21 protein-coding genes are annotated in these 20,197 nt (G+C 68.6%); 13 read left to right on the top strand and 8 right to left on the bottom strand.

The window, feature by feature from the left end; translation table 11 throughout:
- The first annotated feature begins 13 nt into the window (after positions 1-13).
- Positions 14-271: a DUF7218 family protein gene (locus A5688_RS20875; RefSeq protein ID WP_067830916.1), complete on the top strand. Its 258-nt coding sequence runs from the start codon at positions 14-16 to the stop codon at positions 269-271.
- Here A5688_RS20875 and A5688_RS20870 read toward each other — a convergent pair.
- Positions 265-843 (bottom strand): nucleotidyltransferase, encoded by a 579-nt coding sequence (locus A5688_RS20870; RefSeq protein WP_067830922.1) that lies wholly within the window; start codon positions 841-843, stop codon positions 265-267. The two genes, A5688_RS20875 and A5688_RS20870, sit on opposite strands and share 7 nt — an antisense overlap.
- Positions 844-955: 112 nt before the next feature.
- Between A5688_RS20870 and A5688_RS20865 the strand changes: the two genes are divergently transcribed.
- From A5688_RS20865 to A5688_RS20845, 5 genes are read left to right on the top strand one after another with little or no spacing between them, the layout of a single operon-like run.
- Positions 956-1,681, top strand: a complete 726-nt coding sequence (locus A5688_RS20865; RefSeq protein WP_067910489.1) for a glycosyltransferase — start codon at positions 956-958, stop codon at positions 1,679-1,681.
- Positions 1,678-2,631 (top strand): acyl-CoA dehydrogenase family protein, encoded by a 954-nt coding sequence (locus tag A5688_RS20860; RefSeq protein ID WP_067830928.1) that lies wholly within the window; start codon positions 1,678-1,680, stop codon positions 2,629-2,631. Before A5688_RS20865 ends, A5688_RS20860 begins: the two co-directional genes overlap by 4 nt.
- Positions 2,628-3,401 carry a PIG-L deacetylase family protein gene (locus tag A5688_RS20855; RefSeq protein ID WP_067910490.1) on the top strand — a complete coding sequence of 258 codons (774 nt, stop codon included), beginning with the start codon at positions 2,628-2,630 and terminating at the stop codon, positions 3,399-3,401. Before A5688_RS20860 ends, A5688_RS20855 begins: the two co-directional genes overlap by 4 nt.
- Positions 3,398-4,024 (top strand): SAM-dependent methyltransferase, encoded by a 627-nt coding sequence (locus tag A5688_RS20850; RefSeq protein WP_242660275.1) that lies wholly within the window; start codon positions 3,398-3,400, stop codon positions 4,022-4,024. The genes A5688_RS20855 and A5688_RS20850 overlap by 4 nt, the downstream gene beginning before the upstream one ends.
- Positions 4,025-4,083: 59 nt before the next feature.
- Positions 4,084-4,848, top strand: coding sequence for an endonuclease/exonuclease/phosphatase family protein (locus A5688_RS20845; RefSeq protein WP_067910493.1), 765 nt, complete (start codon positions 4,084-4,086; stop codon positions 4,846-4,848).
- Between the two features lie 4 nt (positions 4,849-4,852).
- Here A5688_RS20845 and A5688_RS20840 read toward each other — a convergent pair whose 3' ends face one another.
- On the bottom strand, positions 4,853-5,164 hold the full coding sequence (locus A5688_RS20840; protein WP_347503042.1) for a DUF3349 domain-containing protein: 312 nt from the start codon (positions 5,162-5,164) through the stop codon (positions 4,853-4,855).
- Positions 5,165-5,310: 146 nt separating this feature from the next.
- Positions 5,311-5,547 carry a microaggregate-binding protein 1 gene (gene mbp1, locus A5688_RS20835; RefSeq protein ID WP_067830939.1) on the bottom strand — a complete coding sequence of 79 codons (237 nt, stop codon included), beginning with the start codon at positions 5,545-5,547 and terminating at the stop codon, positions 5,311-5,313.
- Positions 5,548-5,781: 234 nt separating this feature from the next.
- Between mbp1 and A5688_RS20830 the strand changes: the two genes are divergently transcribed.
- The 4 genes from A5688_RS20830 to A5688_RS20815 all read left to right on the top strand — a co-directional run bounded on the left by A5688_RS20830 (position 5,782) and on the right by A5688_RS20815 (position 10,450).
- Positions 5,782-6,585 (top strand): SDR family oxidoreductase, encoded by an 804-nt coding sequence (locus tag A5688_RS20830; protein ID WP_067830941.1) that lies wholly within the window; start codon positions 5,782-5,784, stop codon positions 6,583-6,585.
- A 230-nt stretch (positions 6,586-6,815) separates the two neighbouring features.
- The gene (locus tag A5688_RS20825; protein ID WP_067910496.1) at positions 6,816-7,214 is read left to right on the top strand and encodes a heme-binding protein; all 399 of its coding nucleotides are present in this window, start codon (positions 6,816-6,818) and stop codon (positions 7,212-7,214) included.
- A 129-nt stretch (positions 7,215-7,343) separates the two neighbouring features.
- The gene (locus tag A5688_RS20820) at positions 7,344-8,399 is read left to right on the top strand and encodes a DNA topoisomerase IB (RefSeq protein WP_067910499.1); all 1,056 of its coding nucleotides are present in this window, start codon (positions 7,344-7,346) and stop codon (positions 8,397-8,399) included.
- Between the two features lie 257 nt (positions 8,400-8,656).
- Positions 8,657-10,450, top strand: a complete 1,794-nt coding sequence (locus A5688_RS20815) for a thiamine pyrophosphate-requiring protein (protein ID WP_067830957.1) — start codon at positions 8,657-8,659, stop codon at positions 10,448-10,450.
- Between the two features lie 11 nt (positions 10,451-10,461).
- On the opposite strand, the gene A5688_RS20810 is transcribed toward A5688_RS20815, so the two are convergent.
- Together A5688_RS20810 and A5688_RS20805 are read right to left on the bottom strand one after the other, a co-directional pair.
- On the bottom strand, positions 10,462-11,136 hold the full coding sequence (locus tag A5688_RS20810) for a UdgX family uracil-DNA binding protein (protein ID WP_067910502.1): 675 nt from the start codon (positions 11,134-11,136) through the stop codon (positions 10,462-10,464).
- 73 nt (positions 11,137-11,209) lie between these two features.
- Positions 11,210-11,770 carry a hemerythrin domain-containing protein gene (locus A5688_RS20805; RefSeq protein WP_067830964.1) on the bottom strand — a complete coding sequence of 187 codons (561 nt, stop codon included), beginning with the start codon at positions 11,768-11,770 and terminating at the stop codon, positions 11,210-11,212.
- A 234-nt stretch (positions 11,771-12,004) separates the two neighbouring features.
- Here A5688_RS20805 and A5688_RS20800 point away from each other — a divergent pair, with 234 nt between their 5' ends.
- The 3 genes from A5688_RS20800 (at position 12,005) to A5688_RS20790 (ending at position 15,235) form a co-directional block, all read left to right on the top strand.
- Complete coding sequence (locus A5688_RS20800; protein WP_120312294.1) at positions 12,005-12,991, top strand: hypothetical protein; 987 nt, start codon at positions 12,005-12,007, stop codon at positions 12,989-12,991.
- A gap of 71 nt (positions 12,992-13,062) precedes the next feature.
- Complete coding sequence (locus A5688_RS20795; protein WP_067910507.1) at positions 13,063-14,070, top strand: sensor domain-containing protein; 1,008 nt, start codon at positions 13,063-13,065, stop codon at positions 14,068-14,070.
- A 193-nt stretch (positions 14,071-14,263) separates the two neighbouring features.
- Positions 14,264-15,235, top strand: a complete 972-nt coding sequence (locus A5688_RS20790; protein WP_067839422.1) for an aldo/keto reductase — start codon at positions 14,264-14,266, stop codon at positions 15,233-15,235.
- 4 nt (positions 15,236-15,239) lie between these two features.
- Here A5688_RS20790 and A5688_RS20785 read toward each other — a convergent pair whose 3' ends face one another.
- The 3 genes from A5688_RS20785 to glgX all read right to left on the bottom strand — a co-directional run bounded on the left by A5688_RS20785 (position 15,240) and on the right by glgX (position 20,142).
- Complete coding sequence (locus A5688_RS20785; RefSeq protein ID WP_082951361.1) at positions 15,240-16,007, bottom strand: SDR family oxidoreductase; 768 nt, start codon at positions 16,005-16,007, stop codon at positions 15,240-15,242.
- A 93-nt stretch (positions 16,008-16,100) separates the two neighbouring features.
- Entirely contained in the window at positions 16,101-17,852 is a 1,752-nt protein-coding gene (locus A5688_RS20780; protein ID WP_068268259.1) for a sensor domain-containing diguanylate cyclase, read from the bottom strand.
- A 139-nt stretch (positions 17,853-17,991) separates the two neighbouring features.
- Positions 17,992-20,142: a glycogen debranching protein GlgX gene (gene glgX / locus A5688_RS20775; protein WP_067839431.1), complete on the bottom strand. Its 2,151-nt coding sequence runs from the start codon at positions 20,140-20,142 to the stop codon at positions 17,992-17,994.
- Positions 20,143-20,197 lie beyond the last annotated feature (55 nt).

Genomic DNA, 20,197 nt, shown 5'->3' with positions numbered 1-20,197 from the left:
AGGAGGATGAATCATGCCGCGTTCGTCGATCAAGAATGAAAAGCTGTACCAGGACCTCCGCAAGAAGGGCGACTCGAAGGAGAAGGCCGCACGGATTTCGAATGCGGCCGCCGGACGGGGTAAGTCTTCGGTGGCCCGCAAGGGCGGCAAGTCCGGGTCTTACCAGGACTGGACCGTGCCAGAACTCAGGAAGCGCGCCAAAGAGCTTGGCATGTCCGGCTATTCGAGCCTGACCAAAGACAAGCTCGTCGCCAAACTGCGTAATCACTGACCGGTCAGGCCGAGCCGGTCGGCCAGCACCAGAAACGCGACCGCGTAATCGTTGTCGGCGGTCAGCGCCGTGATGGCCTCCCAGTCGAGCCGTTCGCGCACCGCGCGGACGGCGGGCAGCAACCTGGCGAAATCGCAGTAATGCTCGTTCAGCGCCCGCAGCTGCTGGACGAGCACCATGGTGGGCGGCAACACCGGCATGCTGATGGCCAGCACGTCGTGTTGTTCGGCGCGGTCCAGCATCCCGGCATCAACGGGCACTCCGTTGAGCCGGTGCAGGACGTCGACCAGCATGTCGGCCCTGCGGGCCTTGAACAGCCAATCCTCCGGCGGGCGCTCGATGGCGAACCCGGCGCCGGCCAGGGTCGCCACGGCCGTTTCCACATCGGGCTCCGCCACCACCAGGTCCACATCATGGCTGGGTTCCGGTGCGCCGTAAGCCCATAACGCGTAGCTGCCGGCGAGGGCGAAGCGCGGCCCGTTCTCCTTGAGTGCCGACGCCGCGCTGCGCAGCGCGGCGCGTAACGGCGTAATACACGCGGTCGCGCCGGTCTGGGCGTCAGTGGCTGCCATGGTGCATAGGTCATACCCGGCCTGCGGTGGGGGCAACCTGGAACGGGCCGGGGGCACCCGGAACGGGTGTCAAGGCTGTTTAACTTACGCCCAGTTGGGAAATCTTGGGGTTATGTCAACCGCCGCGCCACGCGCCTATGACGCTGCCGCCGTAGTGATCCCCGCCCACAACGAACGGGCAAAGCTGCCGTCATGTCTGCGCGCGGTGCTCACCGCCGCCCTGTGTGCGCCGATTCCGGTCACCATCGTGGTGGTGCTGGACGGCTGCGACGACGGCAGCGCCGAGCTGGCCGGTGAGTACGGCCCCGACGTGCACTTCATCAGCGTCGACGTGCACAACGTCGGCACGGCGCGCGCCGTCGGTTTCGGTTACGCCCGATCACTATTGGGCGACGACTCCAGAAGCTGGTTTGCCACCACCGACGCCGACAGCCGGGTGGATCCGGGCTGGCTGGTCCATCAGCTGGGCGTGGGCGCGGACATGGTCCTGGGCGTCGTGCGCGTCAGCGACTGGCGTCACCACGACGCCGACGTCGTCGACCGCTATCTGCGTTGCTACCAAGCGGACCCAATACAACGGGACGACGATCACGAGCACATCCACGGCGCCAACATGGGCTTCAGCGCCCGGGCGTACTGGCGTGTCGGCGGCTTTCGCACCTTGCCCACGGGCGAGGATGTCGATCTGGTCGGGCGGTTCGAAGCCGCCGGCTATCGCATACATCGAGACACCGAATTGTCGGTGATCACTTCGGCGCGAACCCAGGGCCGGGCCCCCATGGGATTCGCCCATCACCTCAGGCAATTGGGGAGATCGGCGGCGGGTGATTGCGTGTGACGGCGGGTTTGGTCAAACACTGGCTGGAGTCGGGACGACTCGAGCTTCCGCTACCCGCCTCCGGACGCACCGCCGAGCGCTGGCAACGGCTGGCCCAGCTGGCCGAGGACAACATCGTCGCGGCCCGGGTCGCCGAGGCACATGTGGATGCCGTCGCGATACTGCATGAGTTGGGCGGCAAGCCGCCCGAGCCGGGACAGCTGTGGGGCGTGTGGGCGGCCGAAGCCCCCGACGCGGTGCTGACCGCGACCGACACCAACGGCGCCTTCGTGCTCAACGGCACCAAGGTGTGGTGTTCGGGCGCGGGGTTCTGCACCCACGCGCTGGTGACCGCGCGGCTCGACGACGGCGCCCGCGGCCTGTTCGCGGTGACCGCGACCGACCCTGCGGTGAAGGCGTTGCCCAGCACCTGGTGGAACGCAGGGATGGCCGGCAGCGACACCCGGCCGGTCCAGTTCACCAACACTCATGCCGTGGCCGTGGGCGATCCCGGCGACTATCTGACCCGGCCCGGGTTCTGGCACGGCGCCATCGGCGTGGCCGCCTGCTGGCTCGGCGGCGCCCGCAGGGTCGCCGATCCGCTATATCGTTGCGCCGCAAGCCAATCGGCCGATGCCTATTCGCTGGCGCACTTGGGCGCCGTGGATGCCGCGCTGGCCGCCAGCGACGCGATACTGGCCGTGGCCGCTAGTCAGGTCGACGACGACCCGTTCGACCGGTCCGGCCGGGCGCAGTTGCTGGCCCGCCGCGTCCGCACGGTGGTGGAACACGCGGTCGACGAAGCCATCACCCGCACCGGACGCGCGCTGGGACCCGGCCCGCTGTGCCAGGATGGCCGGCACGCGCAACGGGTCGCCGACCTGAGCATCTACATCCGGCAAAGCCACGCCGAACGGGATCTGGCCGAACTCGGGCGGCTGGCGGGCCGGCAGGCGATGAGGACCCCATGAAAACCCTGCAGGCGGGCAACTGCGCCAGATTCGCGGTCAAGCCGCTGACCCACAGCGGCACCCCGGCGCCGCTGTGGCTGGCCTCGTTTTCGGATAGGCCCCTGCCTGCCCTCGACCCGACGGAGTGTCCAGAGTTGATCGTGGTCGCCCCGCACCCCGACGACGAAACGCTGGGCCTGGGTGCGACGATCGCCCAATTGACCGCGGCGGGAGTCGCCGTCCAGGTGGTCTGCGTCAGCGACGGCGGGGCCGCACACCCCGGCGCGTCGGCGTGCGAGCGGCTTCGTATGGAAACCACCCGAAAGTACGAATTACGCAGGGCAACAAGCCTTTTAGGGACGAGCGCGCCGATATCACTGGGGCTGCCAGACGGTGAACTGGCCGATCACGAAGACGGGCTCACCGAGACGCTGACCGAGATCCTCGAGGCCGCCGGTCCTGCGACCTGGTGCGCGGCGACATGGCGGGGCGACGGCCATCCCGATCACGAAGCCGTGGGGCGCGCGGCCGCGACCGCATGTGCGCGCACCGGCGCCGCGCTGCTGGAATACCCGGTGTGGATGTGGCATTGGGCGCTTCCGGCCGACCCCGCGGTGCCGTGGGACCAGGCGTACCGCGCGCCGGCGCCCGGCTGGGCGATGGAGCGCAAGCGCCGGGCGGCGCATCTCTATCGAAGTCAGTTCGAGCCCAACGCAAGCCAATCGGCACCCGTACTGCCGGGCTTCGTACTTCCCCGGCTGCTCGCGGTGGGCGAGGTCGTATTTCGGTGACCGCACGGCTGCCCGACGCCTACTTCGACGAGATGTATGTCCGCACGGATGATCCGTGGCAGCTGTCGACCCGGTGGTACGAACAACGCAAGTATGCGATCACCCTCGGGCTGCTGCCGAAACGCCGATACCGAAACGGATTTGAGCCGGGCTGCTCGATCGGAACGCTCACCGCCGCGCTGGCGCAGCGCTGTGACCACCTGGCCGCCGTGGATGTCGCCGAGGCGGCGTTGCGCGGCGCGGACACCCGGCTGCGCGAGGCCGGCTGCCGCGAGCGGGTAACGCTGCTGCGCTCGTCGCTCGACGAGGCGTGGCCCGGCGGGCCGTACGACCTGCTGGTGCTCAGCGAGGTCGCCTACTACCTGGAAGCCGAGACGTTGGCCGAGGTGCTGCGCCGAGAGTGTCCGAGGATGGCGCCGGGCGCCAATATCGTTGCCGCGCACTGGCGTCACCCCGTGGCCGATTACCCACTCACCGGCGACGCGGCCCACGACATCATCGCGCAAACGCCCGGCCTGACGTCGATGGGCCGCTACCGCGACAGCGATGTCGTCATCGAAGTGTTCGACACCGGCGACGGCCGCTCGGTGGCCGCTCGCGAGGGGGTCCCCGGCGCGCGCTGATCCAAGGACGGACGTGCCGCGGTGACTGCACGAGGGGGAAAGTGGGTAGGTGAAAACCTATGCGTGTGGCGACGTTCAACATCTTGCACGGGCGCACCGTCGGTGACGGCGTCGTCGTCGCGCGGCTGCGTGACTGCGTGAAGCGCCTCGACCCGGACGTGCTCAGCCTGCAAGAGGTCGACTGCGATCAGCCGCGCTCCGAACGCGCCGACCTGACCGCCGCCGCGGCTGAAGCCATGGGCGCGGTGGAACACCGCTTCGTGGCGGCGATTTCGGGCACACCGGGCGCGACCTGGATGGCCGCCACCGGCCGCGAGACACCCGGCACCGCCGCATACGGTATCGCGCTGCTGTCCCGATACCCGGTCTCCAGTTGGCAGGTGGTGCGGCTACCCCGCATACCGATGCGATTTCCGATGTATCTGCCGGGGCCCAACCGGGTCATGGTCGTCGACGAGGAGCCCCGCGCGGCGGTCATCGCGCAGCTGCACACCCCGTTCGGCGGACTCACGGTGGCCAACACGCACCTGTCCTTCGTTCCGGGCTGGAACCGGCGCCAGCTGCGCCGGTTGATTCATGACCTGCGCGGCTTCCCGGGACCGCGGCTGTTGACCGGCGACTTGAACATGACCCCGCAGACCGTGCGCCGCTGGTCGGGCATGCGGGCGTTGGCCGCTGCCAAGACGTTTCCCGCGGACGTACCCAACCGCCAGCTCGACCACATCTTGACCGACGATCGCCGATTACGGGGCGGTGCCGTCCAGGCCGACCTCATGACCATTTCCGACCACCGGCCATTGGTGGTTGACCTGCAACGGGTTTGAGGGCTCAGCCGCCATTGCGGCGCGATTGCACCGCGAACAGGACACGCTCGATATCGTCGGCGGAAGGCATCTCGTCGGTGATCCCGATGATCTCCACGCCGACGTCGGCGCTGTCGATAGGGAGATCGATCGGGCGACGCCAGGGCGTCAGGAGTCTTTCGGCGATGGCGACGACCTCGTCGTCGGACACGCGCCGCGGCAACAGCGCCAGCAGCGGCGCGTAGCCGGCGTCCGGCGCGCGCGCGGGGTAACCGGCACGTAGAAACGCGACCACGCTCGCCACCCGATCTCCCAGGCCCATCTTCACCTCGCTCATCCACGCGCGCATGCAACGGCGACTTAAACCGGGATTACCCGGCACGGCGGCTTGAAACCGATCGGTTGGCGGTCCAGGCCACCGGCATGCCCCGCGCGCGAGAAGGGCCCGGCCCGACAATCGGACCGGGCCCCTGTGCGGGCGGCTTACTGGTTTTTCTTCTGACGCTCTTCGGCGGCCTCCGCGCCGGCCCGTGCCGACTCGGCTTCGGCTTCCTTCTTGCCCGCATCGCGTTGGGCATCCGCTTTGTCTTGCTGGGCCTGACCTTCTTTGGTCATGTCGTCACGGCCGAGCACGGCCCCGCCGACCTCTTTGGCCTTCCCTTTCACGCCCTCGACGGCGCCCTTGACCGCTTCTTCCGGCCCGCTCTTGTCATCACCCATGGGTTCGACCTCCCTCTCGGTGGTTACCGAGCTTGCGCTCGATGGCACTTAGGGCGTTCCCCCGGCCGGGCGTGTCAAACGGCCCGGCCCGCATCGCCCCTGCACGGTCGGCCCGCGATGTGCGCGTGATCACGTCAGCCGCAGGTGAGGCTTGAGCTCACGCACGTGCGGAGAAATCCATCGGTTTGAACGGGTTTTTAGCGGGTAGAAACGGCCCCGAAGGGGGTAAGGGCATTGACCACCATCGCCGTAATAGGGGCGACCGGCACCGCCGGGTCCCGCGTAGTCGCCAGACTGAAATCCCGCGACGTCACGATCGTGGAGATCTCGCGTGAGCATGGCGTCGACCTGTTCAACGGGCCCGAGCTTTCGCGGGCGCTGCAGGGAGTCGACGTCGCCATCGACGTATCCAATCCGGTGCCGCCCGATGGCCGGTCCGACATCAGCCAGACGCTGGCCACCGCCTCGCGCAACATCGTCGGCGCATGCGCCAGGCAGGACGTGCAGCGCCTGGTGGTGTCGACGATCGCGGGCATCGAAGATCCCGTGTTCGACGGCTTCCCCTACTACGAAGCCAAGCGGGAGGCCAAGGACATCCTGCTCGACGGGCCGGTACCGACCACGATCGTCAAGTCGACGCAGTGGTACGAATTCGCCACCAACCACGACGCCGTCACCTGCAACGCCAAAGAGGTGATCGTCGAGGATTGGCTGATTCAGCCCATTGCCGCCGACACCGTCGCCGACGTGCTGGTCGAGGCGGCCCTGGGACAGTCACACACGCCGCGCATCATCACCGGCCCGGACGCCATCCGGTTACCCGACCTGACATCCAAACTGCTTGCCCAACAAGGTGATAGCCGACAGGTGCGGACTGTGGAACCCGCGGTCGCCGCGCTGGGCGCCGGGGCGCTGCTGGCGTCCGGTCACGCGGTGGTCGTCGGCCCCGACGTCGAGACGTGGCTGCAGACCATGGCTCCGCCCAGCACCGACGGGCACCACGCCGCGGACGGCGACGGACGGCCCGGCTCCAGATAACAATCGCGTCACGATCTCGATCACGATTCCCTAAGAACCGGCTCGTTTTCTTAAAAATTCGTCGATCGTGTAATCGTTCGCTTAGCAAAAGAACGCCGGAAGGCCGATTCAGGCCCCGGCGTTCGTTGTCAGCGAACGCTGCCGATGATCGCCTCCGCTACCTTGGATTTCGAGGATCGGGAGCCTCTGGCGAGAGAAAATCATTTTCGTTTCGAAGGACAACAAAGATCATGAAAATCAGCAGTATTGTGGCGCGCCGGAAAGTAGCCGGAATCAGTGCCGGCTGTCTGCTCGGGGGAATGGCCATGGGCATCGTCGGTGCGCCCTCGGCCGCCGCAGCACCCGACTGCAGTCCAGGCGGTGTGAACAACACGGTTTCCTCCGTCGAGGGCTCCGCCCAGCAGTACCTTGCGGCGCACCCGGGCGCCAACCAGGTCGTGACGGCCGCCTACGGCCAACCGCGGCCTGAGGCCGAATCGAGCCTGCGCGGCTACTTCACCGGCCACCCGCAGGAGTACAACGACCTGCGCGGCATCCTGGCGCCGATCGGCGACACCGAACGGCAGTGCAATGTTTCGGCCCTGCCGCCCTACCTGGAATCGGCCTACCACGAGTTCATGGCCGGCTGACCGGAGCGCGAGACGACCCGCCACAGCGTTGTGGCGGGTCGTTTCCACGTCGGGCGATCGCTGTCCGGTGTGAACAACTTCTCCGGTGGGTAATTGTGCAGTCAGCTACCCCGAACTGGAGGGCGAAAAATGCGACTTCGCCGCAGCGTGCTCAGTGAGCCGGGAATCGCGCGCAAGCGTCGCGGTAAAGGCTTCGCCTACTACCGGCCCGATGGCAAAACCCTCTCGGACCCGCAAACCCTGCAGCGCATCAAGGATCTGGTCATTCCCCCGGCCTGGAAGAATGTGTGGATTTCGCCGCACAGCAACGGCCACATTCAGGCGGTTGGCGTCGACGCCGCCGGCCGCCGGCAGTATCTGTACCACTGCGCGTGGCAGCAGGAACGCGCCGAGGAGAAGTTCGACCGCGTGCTGGAACTGTCCACGCGGTTGCCGGCATGGCGTGCCGAGATCGCCAAAGACCTGACGCGGCAAGGCTTGACCCGCAAGCGGGTGTTGGCACTGGCGCTGCGGCTGCTCGATCGCGGCTACTTCCGCGCCGGCGGCGAGCAGTACGCCGAGGAACACGAGTCCTACGGCCTGTCCACCCTGTTGTGTGAGCATGTGGTGGTCCGGCGCGACGCGGTCGAGTTCGATTTTCCGGCCAAGAGCGGGGTCAGGCGCGCCGTGGAGATCGAGGATCCCGAAGTGGTCCGGGCGGTGCGCGCGCTAATGCGCCGGCCCAACCGCACCGAGCGACTGTTGGTGTGCCGCACGGCATCCGGGTGGCTCGACGTGCGTGCCAGTGACCTCAACGAGCGATTCAAGGAGCTGGTCGGCGCCGAGTACACCGTCAAGGACCTGCGGACGTGGCATGGGACGGTGCTGGCGGCCGCGGCCTTCGCGGACGCCGACCCCGCGACGTCGGGCCGGGTGGCCAAGCGCGTGGCCTCCGCGGTGATGAAAGAGGTGGCCGAGGAGCTGGGCAACACCCCGGCGGTGGCACGCGGCTCCTATGTGGACCCCCGCATCGTCACCGGCTACGAGCAGGGACTCACCATCGCCGCCGCGGCGCGCCGCGCCGAACGCGCCCGTAAACCCGATGCGGCCCAGGAGATCCTGGACAAGGCGACCCGCATGCTGATCCGGCGAGTGGCGAAGGGCCGCGGCTCCGCCGGCGCATCCGCCCCGCCCAAGGCCGCCTGACCGACGCTGATAACTCGCTGAGAGTCGCCTGGCTCGCCGCGTATGAGCGCATAACACCGGCGATTGCGGGTAACCGGCCCCGTGTGGGAAGTGCCAATGCCGCCCGCGCGGCGGCAGCCTGCATTGGTCACGCCTGTCCGCGGCGGCCGCGATCGGCCGGCCCGCGAATCGGCGGCGCTGCCATGCAGGCGGTTCAAACAATAGCCACACACGCCCATCCGCCAGCACTGTAGAACCGTCTGCCGAGGAGGGAAAAGATGTCCAAAAAAGAGGTTTCCGACTATCTGCTGGAACGCTTGCGGGCGTGGGGCGTTGAACATGTATTCGGTTACCCCGGCGACGGCATCAACGGGCTGCTGGCCGCGTGGGGTCGCGCGGACAACAAGCCCAAGTTCATCCAGTCGCGCCACGAGGAGATGAGCGCCTTCGAAGCGGTGGGCTACGCGAAATTCACCGGTCGGGTCGGGGTCTGTGCCGCCACGTCCGGCCCCGGCGCGATCCACCTGCTCAACGGCCTCTACGACGCCAAACTCGACCATGTTCCGGTCGTGGCCATCGTGGGTCAGACCAACCGCAGCGCGATGGGCGGCAACTACCAGCAGGAGGTCGACCTGCTGACCCTGTTCAAGGACGTCGCCAGCGACTACGTCCAAATGGTCACCGTCCCCGAACAATTGCCCAACGTGCTGGACCGCGCGATCCGGATAGCGATGACGCAGCGGGCCCCGACCGCCTTGATCATCCCCAGCGACGTGCAGGAGCTGCCGTACTCGCCGCCCGAGCACGCGTTCAAGATGGTGCCCTCCAGCCTCGGCATCGAGTACCCGGAAATCGCCCCCGACGACACCGCGATCGCCCGGGCGGCCGATGTGCTCAACGCCGGCAAGAAGGTCGCCATCCTGGTGGGCACCGGCGCGCGCGGCGCCCACGAGGAAGTGGCCGAAGTCGCCGACCTGCTCGGCGCCGGCGCGGCCAAGGCACTGTTGGGCAAGGACGTGCTGTCGGACGAATTGCCTTGGGTCACTGGCTCGATCGGGCTGCTCGGGACCCGGCCGAGCTATGAGATGATGCGCGACTGCGACACGCTGCTGACGGTCGGCTCCAGCTTCCCGTACACCCAGTTCCTGCCGGAATTCGGCCAGGCCCGCGCGGTGCAGATCGACGTCGACGGCCGGATGATCGGCATGCGCTACCCGTACGAGGTCAACCTGGTCGCGGACGCGAAAACCGCACTGCGGGCGCTGATCCCGCACCTGCGTCGCAAGGAGGACCGCTCCTGGCGCGAGGGCATCGAGAAGACCGTGGCCCGCTGGTGGGAGACCATGGAGAAGGAAGCAATGGTCAGCGCCGACCCCGTCAACCCGCTGCGGCTGTTCTCCGAGCTGTCCCCGCAGTTGCCCGACAACGCCATCGTCGCAGCAGATTCCGGGTCGTCGGCCAACTGGTATGCGCGCCAACTGAAGTTCCGCGGCAACATGCGGGGATCGCTGTCGGGCACGTTGGCGACGATGGGTCCCGGCGTTCCGTACGGCATCGGCGCCAAGTTCGGCCAGCCGGACCGGCCCGTCATCGTGTTCAGCGGTGACGGCGCCATGCAGATGAACGGCATGGCCGAGCTCATCACGATCAAGCGGTACTGGCAGGAGTGGAAGGATCCACGACTGATCATCGCGATCCTGCACAACAACGACCTGAATCAGGTCACCTGGGAGATGCGGGCCATGGCCGGGGCGCCGAAATTCGCGGAGTCCCAGAACCTTCCCGACATCGACTTCGCCGCGTTCGCGGCCAGCCTGGGCCTGAACGCGATGGCCATCAAGGATCCCGAGGAGTTGTCGGATGCCTGGCGCCAGGCGCTGTCGGCGGACCGCCCCACCGTGCTGGACGTCTACACCGACCCCGACATGCCGCCCATCCCGCCGCACGCCACCTGGGAGCAGTTCAAGTCGGCGACGACGGCGGTGCTCTCGGGCGACGAGGATCGCGTGGGCTTCGTCAAGGTCGGGCTGAAGACCAAGGCGCAGGAGTTCTTGCCGCACAAGAAGAGTTGACCGCGGCCGGGTCAACTTTTGGTGTGCTTGCCGAGTCCGGCGCCCGCGCTGCGCAGGTCGTCGACGAACGCCTTGTAGACCTCGTCGTGTCGGTCGCTGCGGTCGCGCAACACCGACGACGGGTGAACCGTCGCCACCAGCGTCGGCTCGGGTGTGAGGTGCACGTCAACGGATGAGGGCAGCCGCAGTTGCAGGCCGCGTTGCGTGGACACCCGAAAATCGGCCCCAAGCAGCGATTGTGCGGCGGTGGCGCCCAGGCAGACGATGACCTGCGGTCGCACCGCCTCGATCTCGGCGATCAGCCAGGGCCGGCACGCGACGACCTCGGCGCGGCCCGGCTTCTGGTGGATGCGTCGCTTGCCGCCCTTGCGGGTGAACTTGAAGTGCTTGACCGCGTTGGTCTCATAGACGACGTCCGGATCGATGTCGGCGTCCTGCAGGGCACGGGCCAGCAGTCGACCCGCCGGCCCGACGAACGGCTCGCCGGCGCGGTCCTCTTGGTCACCGGGCTGCTCGCCCACCAGCATCAGCGGCGCGCCGGGATGCCCGCTGCCGAAGACCGTTTGGGTCGCATGCTCGAAAAGTGAACAACCACGGCAGGTTTGGGCCGCGTCGCGCAGCGCGTCGAGGTCCCGCTCCGCGGGCAGGTAGCGGGCGGCTCCGGGTGCGTTCGATGCTGCGGCCATGAACTGTTGCGGCGGAGGGCGTGGTGCCCCCGCTTCCCCACCGAGCGGGGGTACCACGCCGTGTGCGGCTGGGTCAGCCCTTGCCGATGATGACGTCGCGGGCCCGGTCGAGCATGGCGGCGAACGGGCCGGCGGCCAGGTTGGCCACCTGCGATTCCACCCCGGCGTGGGGGCGGGTGGGAGCGATCGCCTCGGCGAGCTTGGCGGCGCGGCCCATCCGTTCCAGCTCGTCGCCGCTCAATTCCTGGCCCAGCTTGGCGAATTCGTCCTGTTCTTCATGCTCGGCGTGTTCGATGACCGCGTCGCGCAACTTCGTCAGTTCGCGAGTGAATTCCTCGCTGTCGACGTCGAGCTTCTCCAGCTTCTGCAGGACGGTCTTGGCCTCGCGCTCTTCGTGCAGGCGCTCGTCCACCATGGCGGTGCCGTTGGAGATCTTGCGCTTGGCGCGGGGGTGGACGATCTCTTCCTCCGCGGTTTCGTGCACGGCGAGCAGTCGCCGAAGCTCGACGAAGGCCTTCTCGCGTGCTTTTCCGGACGCCGCCAGGGTTTCGGCGAACATCGTCTTGATCTGCTCATGTTGACTGACGAGGAAGTCGACCACGTCGGTGGGCGACTTGATGGCGGTCGGTGCCACAGTGTCCCTCCCATCTGCTTTGGTTCGACGCGCGGGGCTGTGCGCGCCCGGTGAAACGGCTACCCGACGGATCCGGCCGCCAAACGGGGTGTGGCCGTGTCCGTGTGGGGTATGTCCTGGACAAACGGCGAGAGGAGCAGGCGGTCGATGGGCGGCGGATTGGGTCCCCGGGCGGGCCGGCGCGTCCGGGCGTTGCTGCGCCGCGGCGTCGTCGGCGCGGTCGCGACGGCCGTGATGACGACAGCCTGTTCGCAGCCCGGAGCGTCGCTGGAAAGCGCGCCCGACGTCGAGATCTGGCGGGCCGGTGCGGCGTTGCACGAGCCGGTGTGGTCGTACCGCATGCACGCCCTCGTCGCGCTCACCGACGATCACCGGCTGGCCGAGGTCACCGCCGGCGATCGCGGCGGCGATGCCAGGACTCGCTTCTCGGCACCCATGGGGGCCGGACGCAACCTGCAGATCAGCCGGAAAGACGAGCGGGTGGTGTTCGTGCCGCAGCCCGGGCGCGACACGGTGGCCGCGGTCGACCTGGAAAGTCTGCGTCAGGTCAGCGAATTCGACGCCGGACCGGCCCCGGCGTACCTCTCCGAGGACGCGGGATTGCGGATGCTGCTTGTGCTGTCGTCGGACGGGACGGCGGTGACACCGGTGGACGAATACGGCTACCGCAGGCTGCCCACCGCGATCTCCGATGCCAGCGCGGACACCATCGACGGCGCCAACCGCGGCCGCGAGCTCGACTATCACCTGTACGGATCGTCGGGCATCCGCCACTTTCAGGGCACGTCGTCGCCCCCGGCGCAACGCGGCTCACTGAACTTCGCCGTTGCGGTCTCTGCGGGCGACGGCACCGCGGTGACGCGCAGCTACGTCGCCGGACCCGAGGACAACACGCTGCGCGCCGTCGACTCGCGCCGCGGCGGACGGGGATTGGAGCAGCTGGCCAGCGCGCGATTACCGTCGCCGATCCGTGAACTCGGCACCGACGACACCCGGATCTACGCCGCCACCGACCGCGAACTGGTGACGCTCGAAACCGCGAGCTTCACCGGCTTTCCGGACGGGCGGATCCCCGTGCTGCGCACCATCGACTACCGCTCGGGGCTGCCTCCCGCCGCGCGGGCGGCCCGCCTCTCGGGCATGGCCGTCGGGCCGCAACGGGTCTACCTGACCTTCGCCGAGGCGCCCTACGCGGTCAGCATCGCCAAGCCCCGCCTGTGACGGCCATGGTTTGGGCCGGAGCCCCTGTCGGCTACATTTCGGGCAGGCTCGGCCTTTAAGGAGGCACCGGGGTGACCAACCCGCAGGACCCGTATTGGCAAAACCCGCTGAGCTATGACCCGCTCGGCCGCCTCCCGCCGCCCGACGTGGAGCCGCCCGTCACGCCGCCGCCGTCGTTCGCGCCGCCGCCCGCACCCGCCCCCTACCGCCCACCGGTCAACACCTTGGCGACGCTGTCGCTGATCTTCGCGTTCCTGTTCGCGCCCGTGGGCGTGATTCTGGGACACCTCGGGCTGGCGCAAATCCGTCGCACCGGCGAACTCGGCCGGGACCGTGCGCTGGTGGGCGTGACGCTGTCGTACATATTCATCGCGTTGGCGATCGTCGCCCTCACCGGATGGGCCACGCTGGCCGGGTCCGCGGGTTCGCACCGGACGTCACCCGGCTCCAGCACGGCCGCCGGGCCCCCGCCGCCCACGGTCCCGCCGGAGACCGTCGCGACGCTGCTGCCCGGCCTCGACGCCCTGCGGAACATCACCGCCGATGCCAACCTCGACGTCGGGCCGACCTGGAACAGCCCCGGTCGCTCCGCGGACGACGGCAGCATCGACCGCCCCGAGTGTTGGGGAAGCATCGCAGCCGGCAGCCCGGACGCCTACGCCCCCGGGGCGCTGGCCGGGTATCACGCCGGCGAGTTCACCGACACGCGCAGCATGATGAAGTCGATGCAGGTCATCCAGGGCGTCGCGGCGTTCCGCGATCCGGCCGCGGCCCAGTCGCAGCTGGCCACCCTGCTTTCGGGGTGGCACCAGTGCGGCGGCACCACCGTCACCGTGACCGCTCCCGGCGGGCAGCCGATCCCGATGTCGGTGAGCGCCCCCGCCGACGCCGGCAACGGCATCACCACCCTGGACCTGACACCCAAAGGCATCCAGGTGCGCTCGGCGCGGGCGATCGCGACCAAGGCGAACGTCGTCATCGATTTGAACGTGTCCGCCAGCGGCACCACAGACAGTGCGCCGCCCCGCGCGGCGGCGGTCAGCATCGCCAACTACATCCTGGGCAAGATCCCGGGCTGACCGGCCCACCACGCCCGGGAACATGCGTGGCGACCCGCTGCGCCCGGCCCCGCCGCGCTCGCGATCGCCCCGGGAACATGCGTGGCGACCCGCTGCGCCCGGCCCCGCCGCGCTTGCGATCGCCCCGGGAACATGCGTGGCGACCCGCTGCGCCCGGCCCCGCCGCGCTTGCGATCGCCACTAGGCTGAGCCCATGAAATATGTCGACGTCGACGGGGTCGGCCGCGTCAGCCGGATCGGCTTGGGCACCTGGCAATTCGGTTCGCGCGAGTGGGGTTACGGGGACAGCTACGCCGCCGGCGCCGCGGGCGACATCGTGCGCCGCGCCCTTGCCCTGGGAGTGACACTGTTCGACACCGCCGAGGTGTACGGGCTGGGCAAGAGCGAGCGCATCCTGGGCGAGGCCCTCGGCGACAAACGGGCCGAGGTCGCCGTGGCCAGCAAGATCATGCCTGTCGTTCCCTTCCCCGCCGTGGTCAAGCAACGCGCACGCGCCAGCGCGCAGCGGCTGGGGCTGGACCGCATCCCGCTGTACCAGATCCACCAGCCCAACCCGGTGTTCCCGGACTCGGTGATCATGCCGGGGATGCGTGACCTGCTCGACGCCGGCAAGATCGGCGCGGCCGGCGTCTCGAACTATTCGCTGCAGCGGTGGCAGAAGGCCGACGCCGCGCTGGGCCGGCCGGTGATCAGCAACCAGGTGCATTTCTCGCTCGCCTACCCGAAGGCGCTGAAGGACCTGGTGCCGTTCGCCGAGCGGGAGAACCGCATCGTGATCGCCTACAGCCCGCTGGAACAGGGGCTGCTGGGCGGCAAGTACGGCGTCGACAACCGACCGGGTGGCGTCCGGGCGGTGAACTCGCTGTTCGGCACGGAGAACCTGCGCCGCGTCGAACCGCTGCTGCAGCTGCTGCGCGACGTCGCGAAGGACCTCGACGCCAAGCCGGCGCAGGTGGCCCTGGCCTGGTTGATCAGCTACCCGGGCGTGGTCGCCATTCCCGGCGCCTCCAGCGTCGAGCAGCTCGAATTCAACGTCGCCGCCGCCGATATCGAGCTGCCGACGGCGTCGCGTGACGCGCTCACCGAGGCGGCCCTGGCCTTCCGGCCGACGTCGGCGGCGCGCTTCGTCACCGACCTGGCCAAGGAGAAGCTCGGCCGCGGTTGAGCCCTTAAGACTGGTTGGCCTCGGCGAACGCGGCGGGGCTCGCGGGCGCGCCGCGGGCCACCACCAGCGGCATCGACGTCGAGGAGTTGGTCCGCAGGATCGTGTGCACCACATCGATGAGGTCCTCGACGGGCATCAGCTTGCCCGGCATGCAGCCGCGCGATGACCACAACGGGACCGCCTTCATCGCGAGGTCCATATCCCAGCCCTCGTTCATCCCGGTCTGGCCGTCGCCTTCGCCGCCCGCGCACTCCCCGACGATCAGGTTGGTGAAACCGATGTCGGAGTGTTCGGCCCGCCACGCTTCCACGAGCCGTTCCAGGGCGGCCTTGCTGACGCCGTACGCGCCCAGCCCCGGCCACGGCGGCCCGAAGGTGCCGGCGTCGGACGACAGGTATACGGCCTTGCCGGCCGACGCGGTCAGGTGGGGCACCGCCGCGGCCGTCACCAGCGACGCGCCGATGACGTTGGTGTCGAAGATGCGCCGCCAGGTGTCGGCGTCGGTGTCCACCATGCGGACCAGCGGCCCGACGGCCGGGGTGTAGACGATGTTGTCGATGCCGCCGAGGGCGTCGGCGGCACGGTCGATCGCCGAGCGACAGGACGCCTGGTCGGTGACATCGCACTCGATGGCGACGGCGTTCGCGCCGGCGTCCTTGGCCGCGGCCTCGATGCGCTCCCGGCGCCGGGCCAGCAGCGCCACCTGATCGCCACGCTGCGCAAGACCGACGCCTATGCAACGCCCCAGCCCACTGGAGGCGCCGACCACCACTGTCCTTGACATATTTGCCCTCTCCTGTAACGCAAGACGCTGTGGCCAGAAACCTACCGGATGGCCCGCGCCGCGCGGTGATCGCTGGGCGGATTAATTGCGAACGACGGTGTTCCGGTCGCCGGACTTGGCTCGGTACATGGCCTTGTCCGCGCGGGCCGTGATGGCGTCGAGGGACTCGGTGGGAAGAGCGAGCGTGGCACCGATGCTCACGGTCGCGCGGATCGTGTTGCCCGAGACGCCGATCGGTTCGGCGGCACGACGGCGAATCTTCTCGGCGATCCGGGCGAGCTCGTCGGTGCTGCTGACACCGGGCAGCACGACGAGCATTTCGTCGCCGCCCGTCCGGCCGACGGTGTCGCCGCGACGAACGCTGGCCCGGATCCGCGCGGCCAGGGTGGCGAGCACGAAGTCCCCCATGCCGTGCCCCCAGGTGTCGTTGATTGCCTTGAACCGATCGACGTCACAGAACAGCACGCCGACATGCTTTCCGAGCGGCTGCGGATCCGCCAGCGCGGCCTTGAGCCGGCGCAGGGTCTCGGCCCGGTTGGCCAGGCCGGTCAGCGGGTCGAACCGGGCCAGCCGTTCCAGTTGCTGTTCCGCCTCGACCTGATCGTCGACGACCCGTAGCGCCGCGATCAGCCCGTCGGCGTCGCCCCGCGCGTCGATGTAGGGCTTGCCGTGGGCATCGACCCAGTGATAGCCGCCGTCGAGCGAACTCACCCGGAACCGTTGCAGGACCCGTTCGCCGGCCGCGATCTTGCGCACGGCGGCTTCGAGATCGCCGAGATCCTCCGGGTGGATGCGACGGGCGAACGCCGCGCCCATCCACCGGCCCGCCGGGCCGCCCAGCGCCGCCTCCACGGACGGCGAAACCCACCCCACCTCGCCGTCGCGGAAGTGCACGACGATGTCCACCGCGTTGTCGGCGAGAATGCGATAGCGCGTCTCGGCCTCCGCGCGTTCCTTGCTGATCAGTTCCTTCTCGATCAGAAGTTTCTGCTCGCTCTGGATGAAGAAAAACGTGATCGCGCCGACGACCGCGGTGCCCAGCAGTATCGAGAAGGTCCATTCCCCGTGCTCGCCAAGGCCGAGCCGCAGGAAGATCGGCCGCGCCAGTGCGACGACGATCGGAAAGGCGGCGAGGATGCCGGCCAACCGGAGCAGTGATGTCCGGTCGGGCCGGGCGAGCAGCCAGGCGACCGGAAACCGGTCGGGACGCGCCAGCGACGTCGCGGCCGCGAGCAGCAACAGCGCGAAGGCGGTCATGAGCGCCTGGCCGGTCGACGGCGAATAACCCACCAGCGCCAACGCGCCGAACAAGTAGGCCCCGACCGTGACGAACGGGATGGCCGCGCCGGCGGCCATGCAGGCGGGCCACACGACGCGGGTCCGCCGATCCACCCGGATCAGGGCGGCGTCGGCCGCCAGGAGCAGCACCGACGTCGCCGTCTGCGGGCTCGGCCGCCCGGGCCAGGTCTGTTGCGAGGCGCGCAGTGCGGCGCCGAACCACACCTGGTCCAGGCCGAGCAGCCCACCGGTCGCGTATTCCGCCAAAGTGACGACGGCACCGGCACCCACCACCAGGGCCACGCCACGCCCGGCCCACACCCGCCCGCGCGATGGGTTACCCGACTGCGCCAGGATCGCCGCGCCCAGCGCCGCCAGCCACCAAGCGGTCCACGGCATCATCTGCGGCCAGGTCGGGTCGACCCGGGTCAGCCAATCAGTACCGGTCGCCCAGCCCACCCATGTCAGCACCGCTACGGCGAACACCATGAGCAGCGCGATCCGTCTGCACCAGGCCACGTCGTTCAGGCACGCGTCGGGGCTCCGCCTCTCCATCGGTTGCCCCTTCCTTCCCCCGTGCGGCGCAACGACATTGTGCACGGGAAGGAAAACGGCTGTCTGGGGGCAAAAGGTCACCAATCTCGGGGCGAAAGGTCACCGTCGCCGCTGGATCAGACCGCGGGCGGAAGGCTCGTCAGCCCCCGTCCGGGGCCTGCAGCACCACGGCGGTGTGCGCGTCCACGGTGAACACGCCTCCCCCGGGCACCTCGTCGGCGGGCGTGGTCTCTTCGGGTCCGGTGAAGACGACGACCTGCCAGGATGCGCCGAATTCCTTTGGCGGCAAAGTGAATTCGATGGGCTCGTAGTGGGCGTTGAAGCAGAGTAGAAACGAGTCGTCGAGCACCCGCTGGCCCCGCGGGTCGCGGTCGGGGATGCCGTGACCGTTGAGGAACACCGTGACCGATTTGGCGAATCCGGCGCCCCAGTCCTCGTCGGTCATCTCGGCGCCCTCCGGGGTGAACCAGGCGATGTCCGGCAGCACGTCCTGGCCGCGGCGGCCCAGCGGTTTGCCGGAGAAGAACCGGCGCCTGCGGAACACCGGGTGCTCGGCCCGCAACGCCGACACCGTCCGGGTGAATTCCAGCAGTCCGGAGTCGGCAGCCGACCAGTCGATCCAGGTCAGCTCGTTGTCCTGGCAGTAGCCGTTGTTGTTGCCGTTCTGGGTGCGGCCCAGCTCGTCGCCGTGGCAGATCATCGGCACACCCTGGGACAGCAGCAGCGTGGTCAGGAAATTGCGCTGCTGGCGGGCGCGTAGGTCGTTGACTGCCTCGTCGTCGGTGGGGCCCTCCGCCCCGCAGTTCCACGACCGGTTGTGGCTCTCGCCGTCGTTGTTGTCCTCGCCGTTGGCCTCGTTGTGCTTCTCGTTGTAGGACACCAGGTCGCGCAGCGTGAACCCGTCGTGAGCGATGACGAAGTTGATCGACGCCACCGGCCGGCGCGCGGTGTGCTCGTAGAGATCGGCCGACCCGGTGAGCCGGTAGGCGAACTCGTCGAGGGTGGCGGGCTCGCCGCGCCAGAAGTCGCGCACGGTGTCGCGGTACTTGCCGTTCCACTCGGTCCACTGCGGCGGGAAGTTGCCCACCTGGTAGCCGCCCGGGCCGACGTCCCACGGCTCGGCGATCAGCTTGACCTGACTGACCGTCGGATCCTGTTGCACGAGTTCGAAAAACGTTGCCAGGCGGTCGACGTCGTAGAACTCGCGGGCGAGCGTGGCGGCCAGGTCGAAGCGGAAACCGTCGACATGCATCTCGGTCACCCAGTAGCGCAGCGAGTCCATGATCAGCTGCAGCGCGTGCGGATGCCCGACGTTGAGGCTGTTGCCCGTGCCGGTGTAGTCCATGTAGTAGCGCTTGTCGTCGTCGACCAGGCGGTAGTACGCGCCGTTGTCGATGCCGCGCATCGACAGGGTCGGGCCCAGGTGGTTGCCCTCCGCCGTGTGGTTGTAGACGACGTCGAGGATGACTTCGATGCCGGCGTCGTGCAGCGAGCGCACCATCGCCTTGAACTCCTGGACCTGCCCGCCCGGCGTGGTGGCACTGGAGTACTTGAAGTCGGGTGCGAAGAATCCGATCGTGTTGTAGCCCCAGTAGTTGGACAGCCCCTTGTCGACCAGGGTGGAATCGTTGGCGAAGTGGTGCACCGGCATCAATTCGATGGCCGTCACGCCCAGGCTCTTGAGGTGCTCGATGATGACCGGATGCGCCACCCCGGCGTAGGTGCCGCGCAGCTGCTCGGGGATGTCGGGGTGGGTTTGGGTCAGGCCCTTGACGTGGGCCTCGTAGACGACGGTGTCGGCGTAGTGGCGGTCCGGCGGCCGGTCGTTACCCCAGTCGAAGTACGGGTTGATCACGACCGACTTGGGCATGCTGGCCGCCGAGTCGTCGTCGTTGCGGCTGTCGGGGTCGCCGAAGTTATAGCTGAAGAGCGACTGGTTCCACTCGAACGAGCCGTCGATGGCTTTCGAATACGGGTCCACCAGCAGCTTGTTCGGGTTGCAGCGCAGCCCGGCCGCCGGGTCATACGGGCCGTGCACGCGGTAGCCGTAGCGCTGGCCCGGTTCGATGTTGGGGATGTACGCGTGCCAGATGAAGCCGTCGACCTCCGGCAGGGTGACGCGACTCTCGGTTCCCTCGGCGTCGAACAGGCACAGCTCCACCCGCTCGGCCACCTCACTGAATACGGCGAAATTGGTGCCCGCACCGTCGTACGAGGCACCCAGCGGGTAGGCCCTACCCGGCCACACCTCTCCGGTGGGCGTGGGGGCGGGGGCATCTGCGGAGGTCATGGCGCATTCAATACCCTGCCTAGGAACCCGTCAAACTGGGTTCGGGCGCCGGGGC

Source organism: Mycobacterium mantenii (assembly GCF_001667865.1).
In the GTDB taxonomy this organism is placed as follows: Bacteria; Actinomycetota; Actinomycetes; order Mycobacteriales; family Mycobacteriaceae; genus Mycobacterium; species Mycobacterium mantenii_A.
The sequence above is the reverse complement of the archived record's forward strand: the minus strand, read 5'-3'. Positions and strand labels throughout refer to the sequence as shown.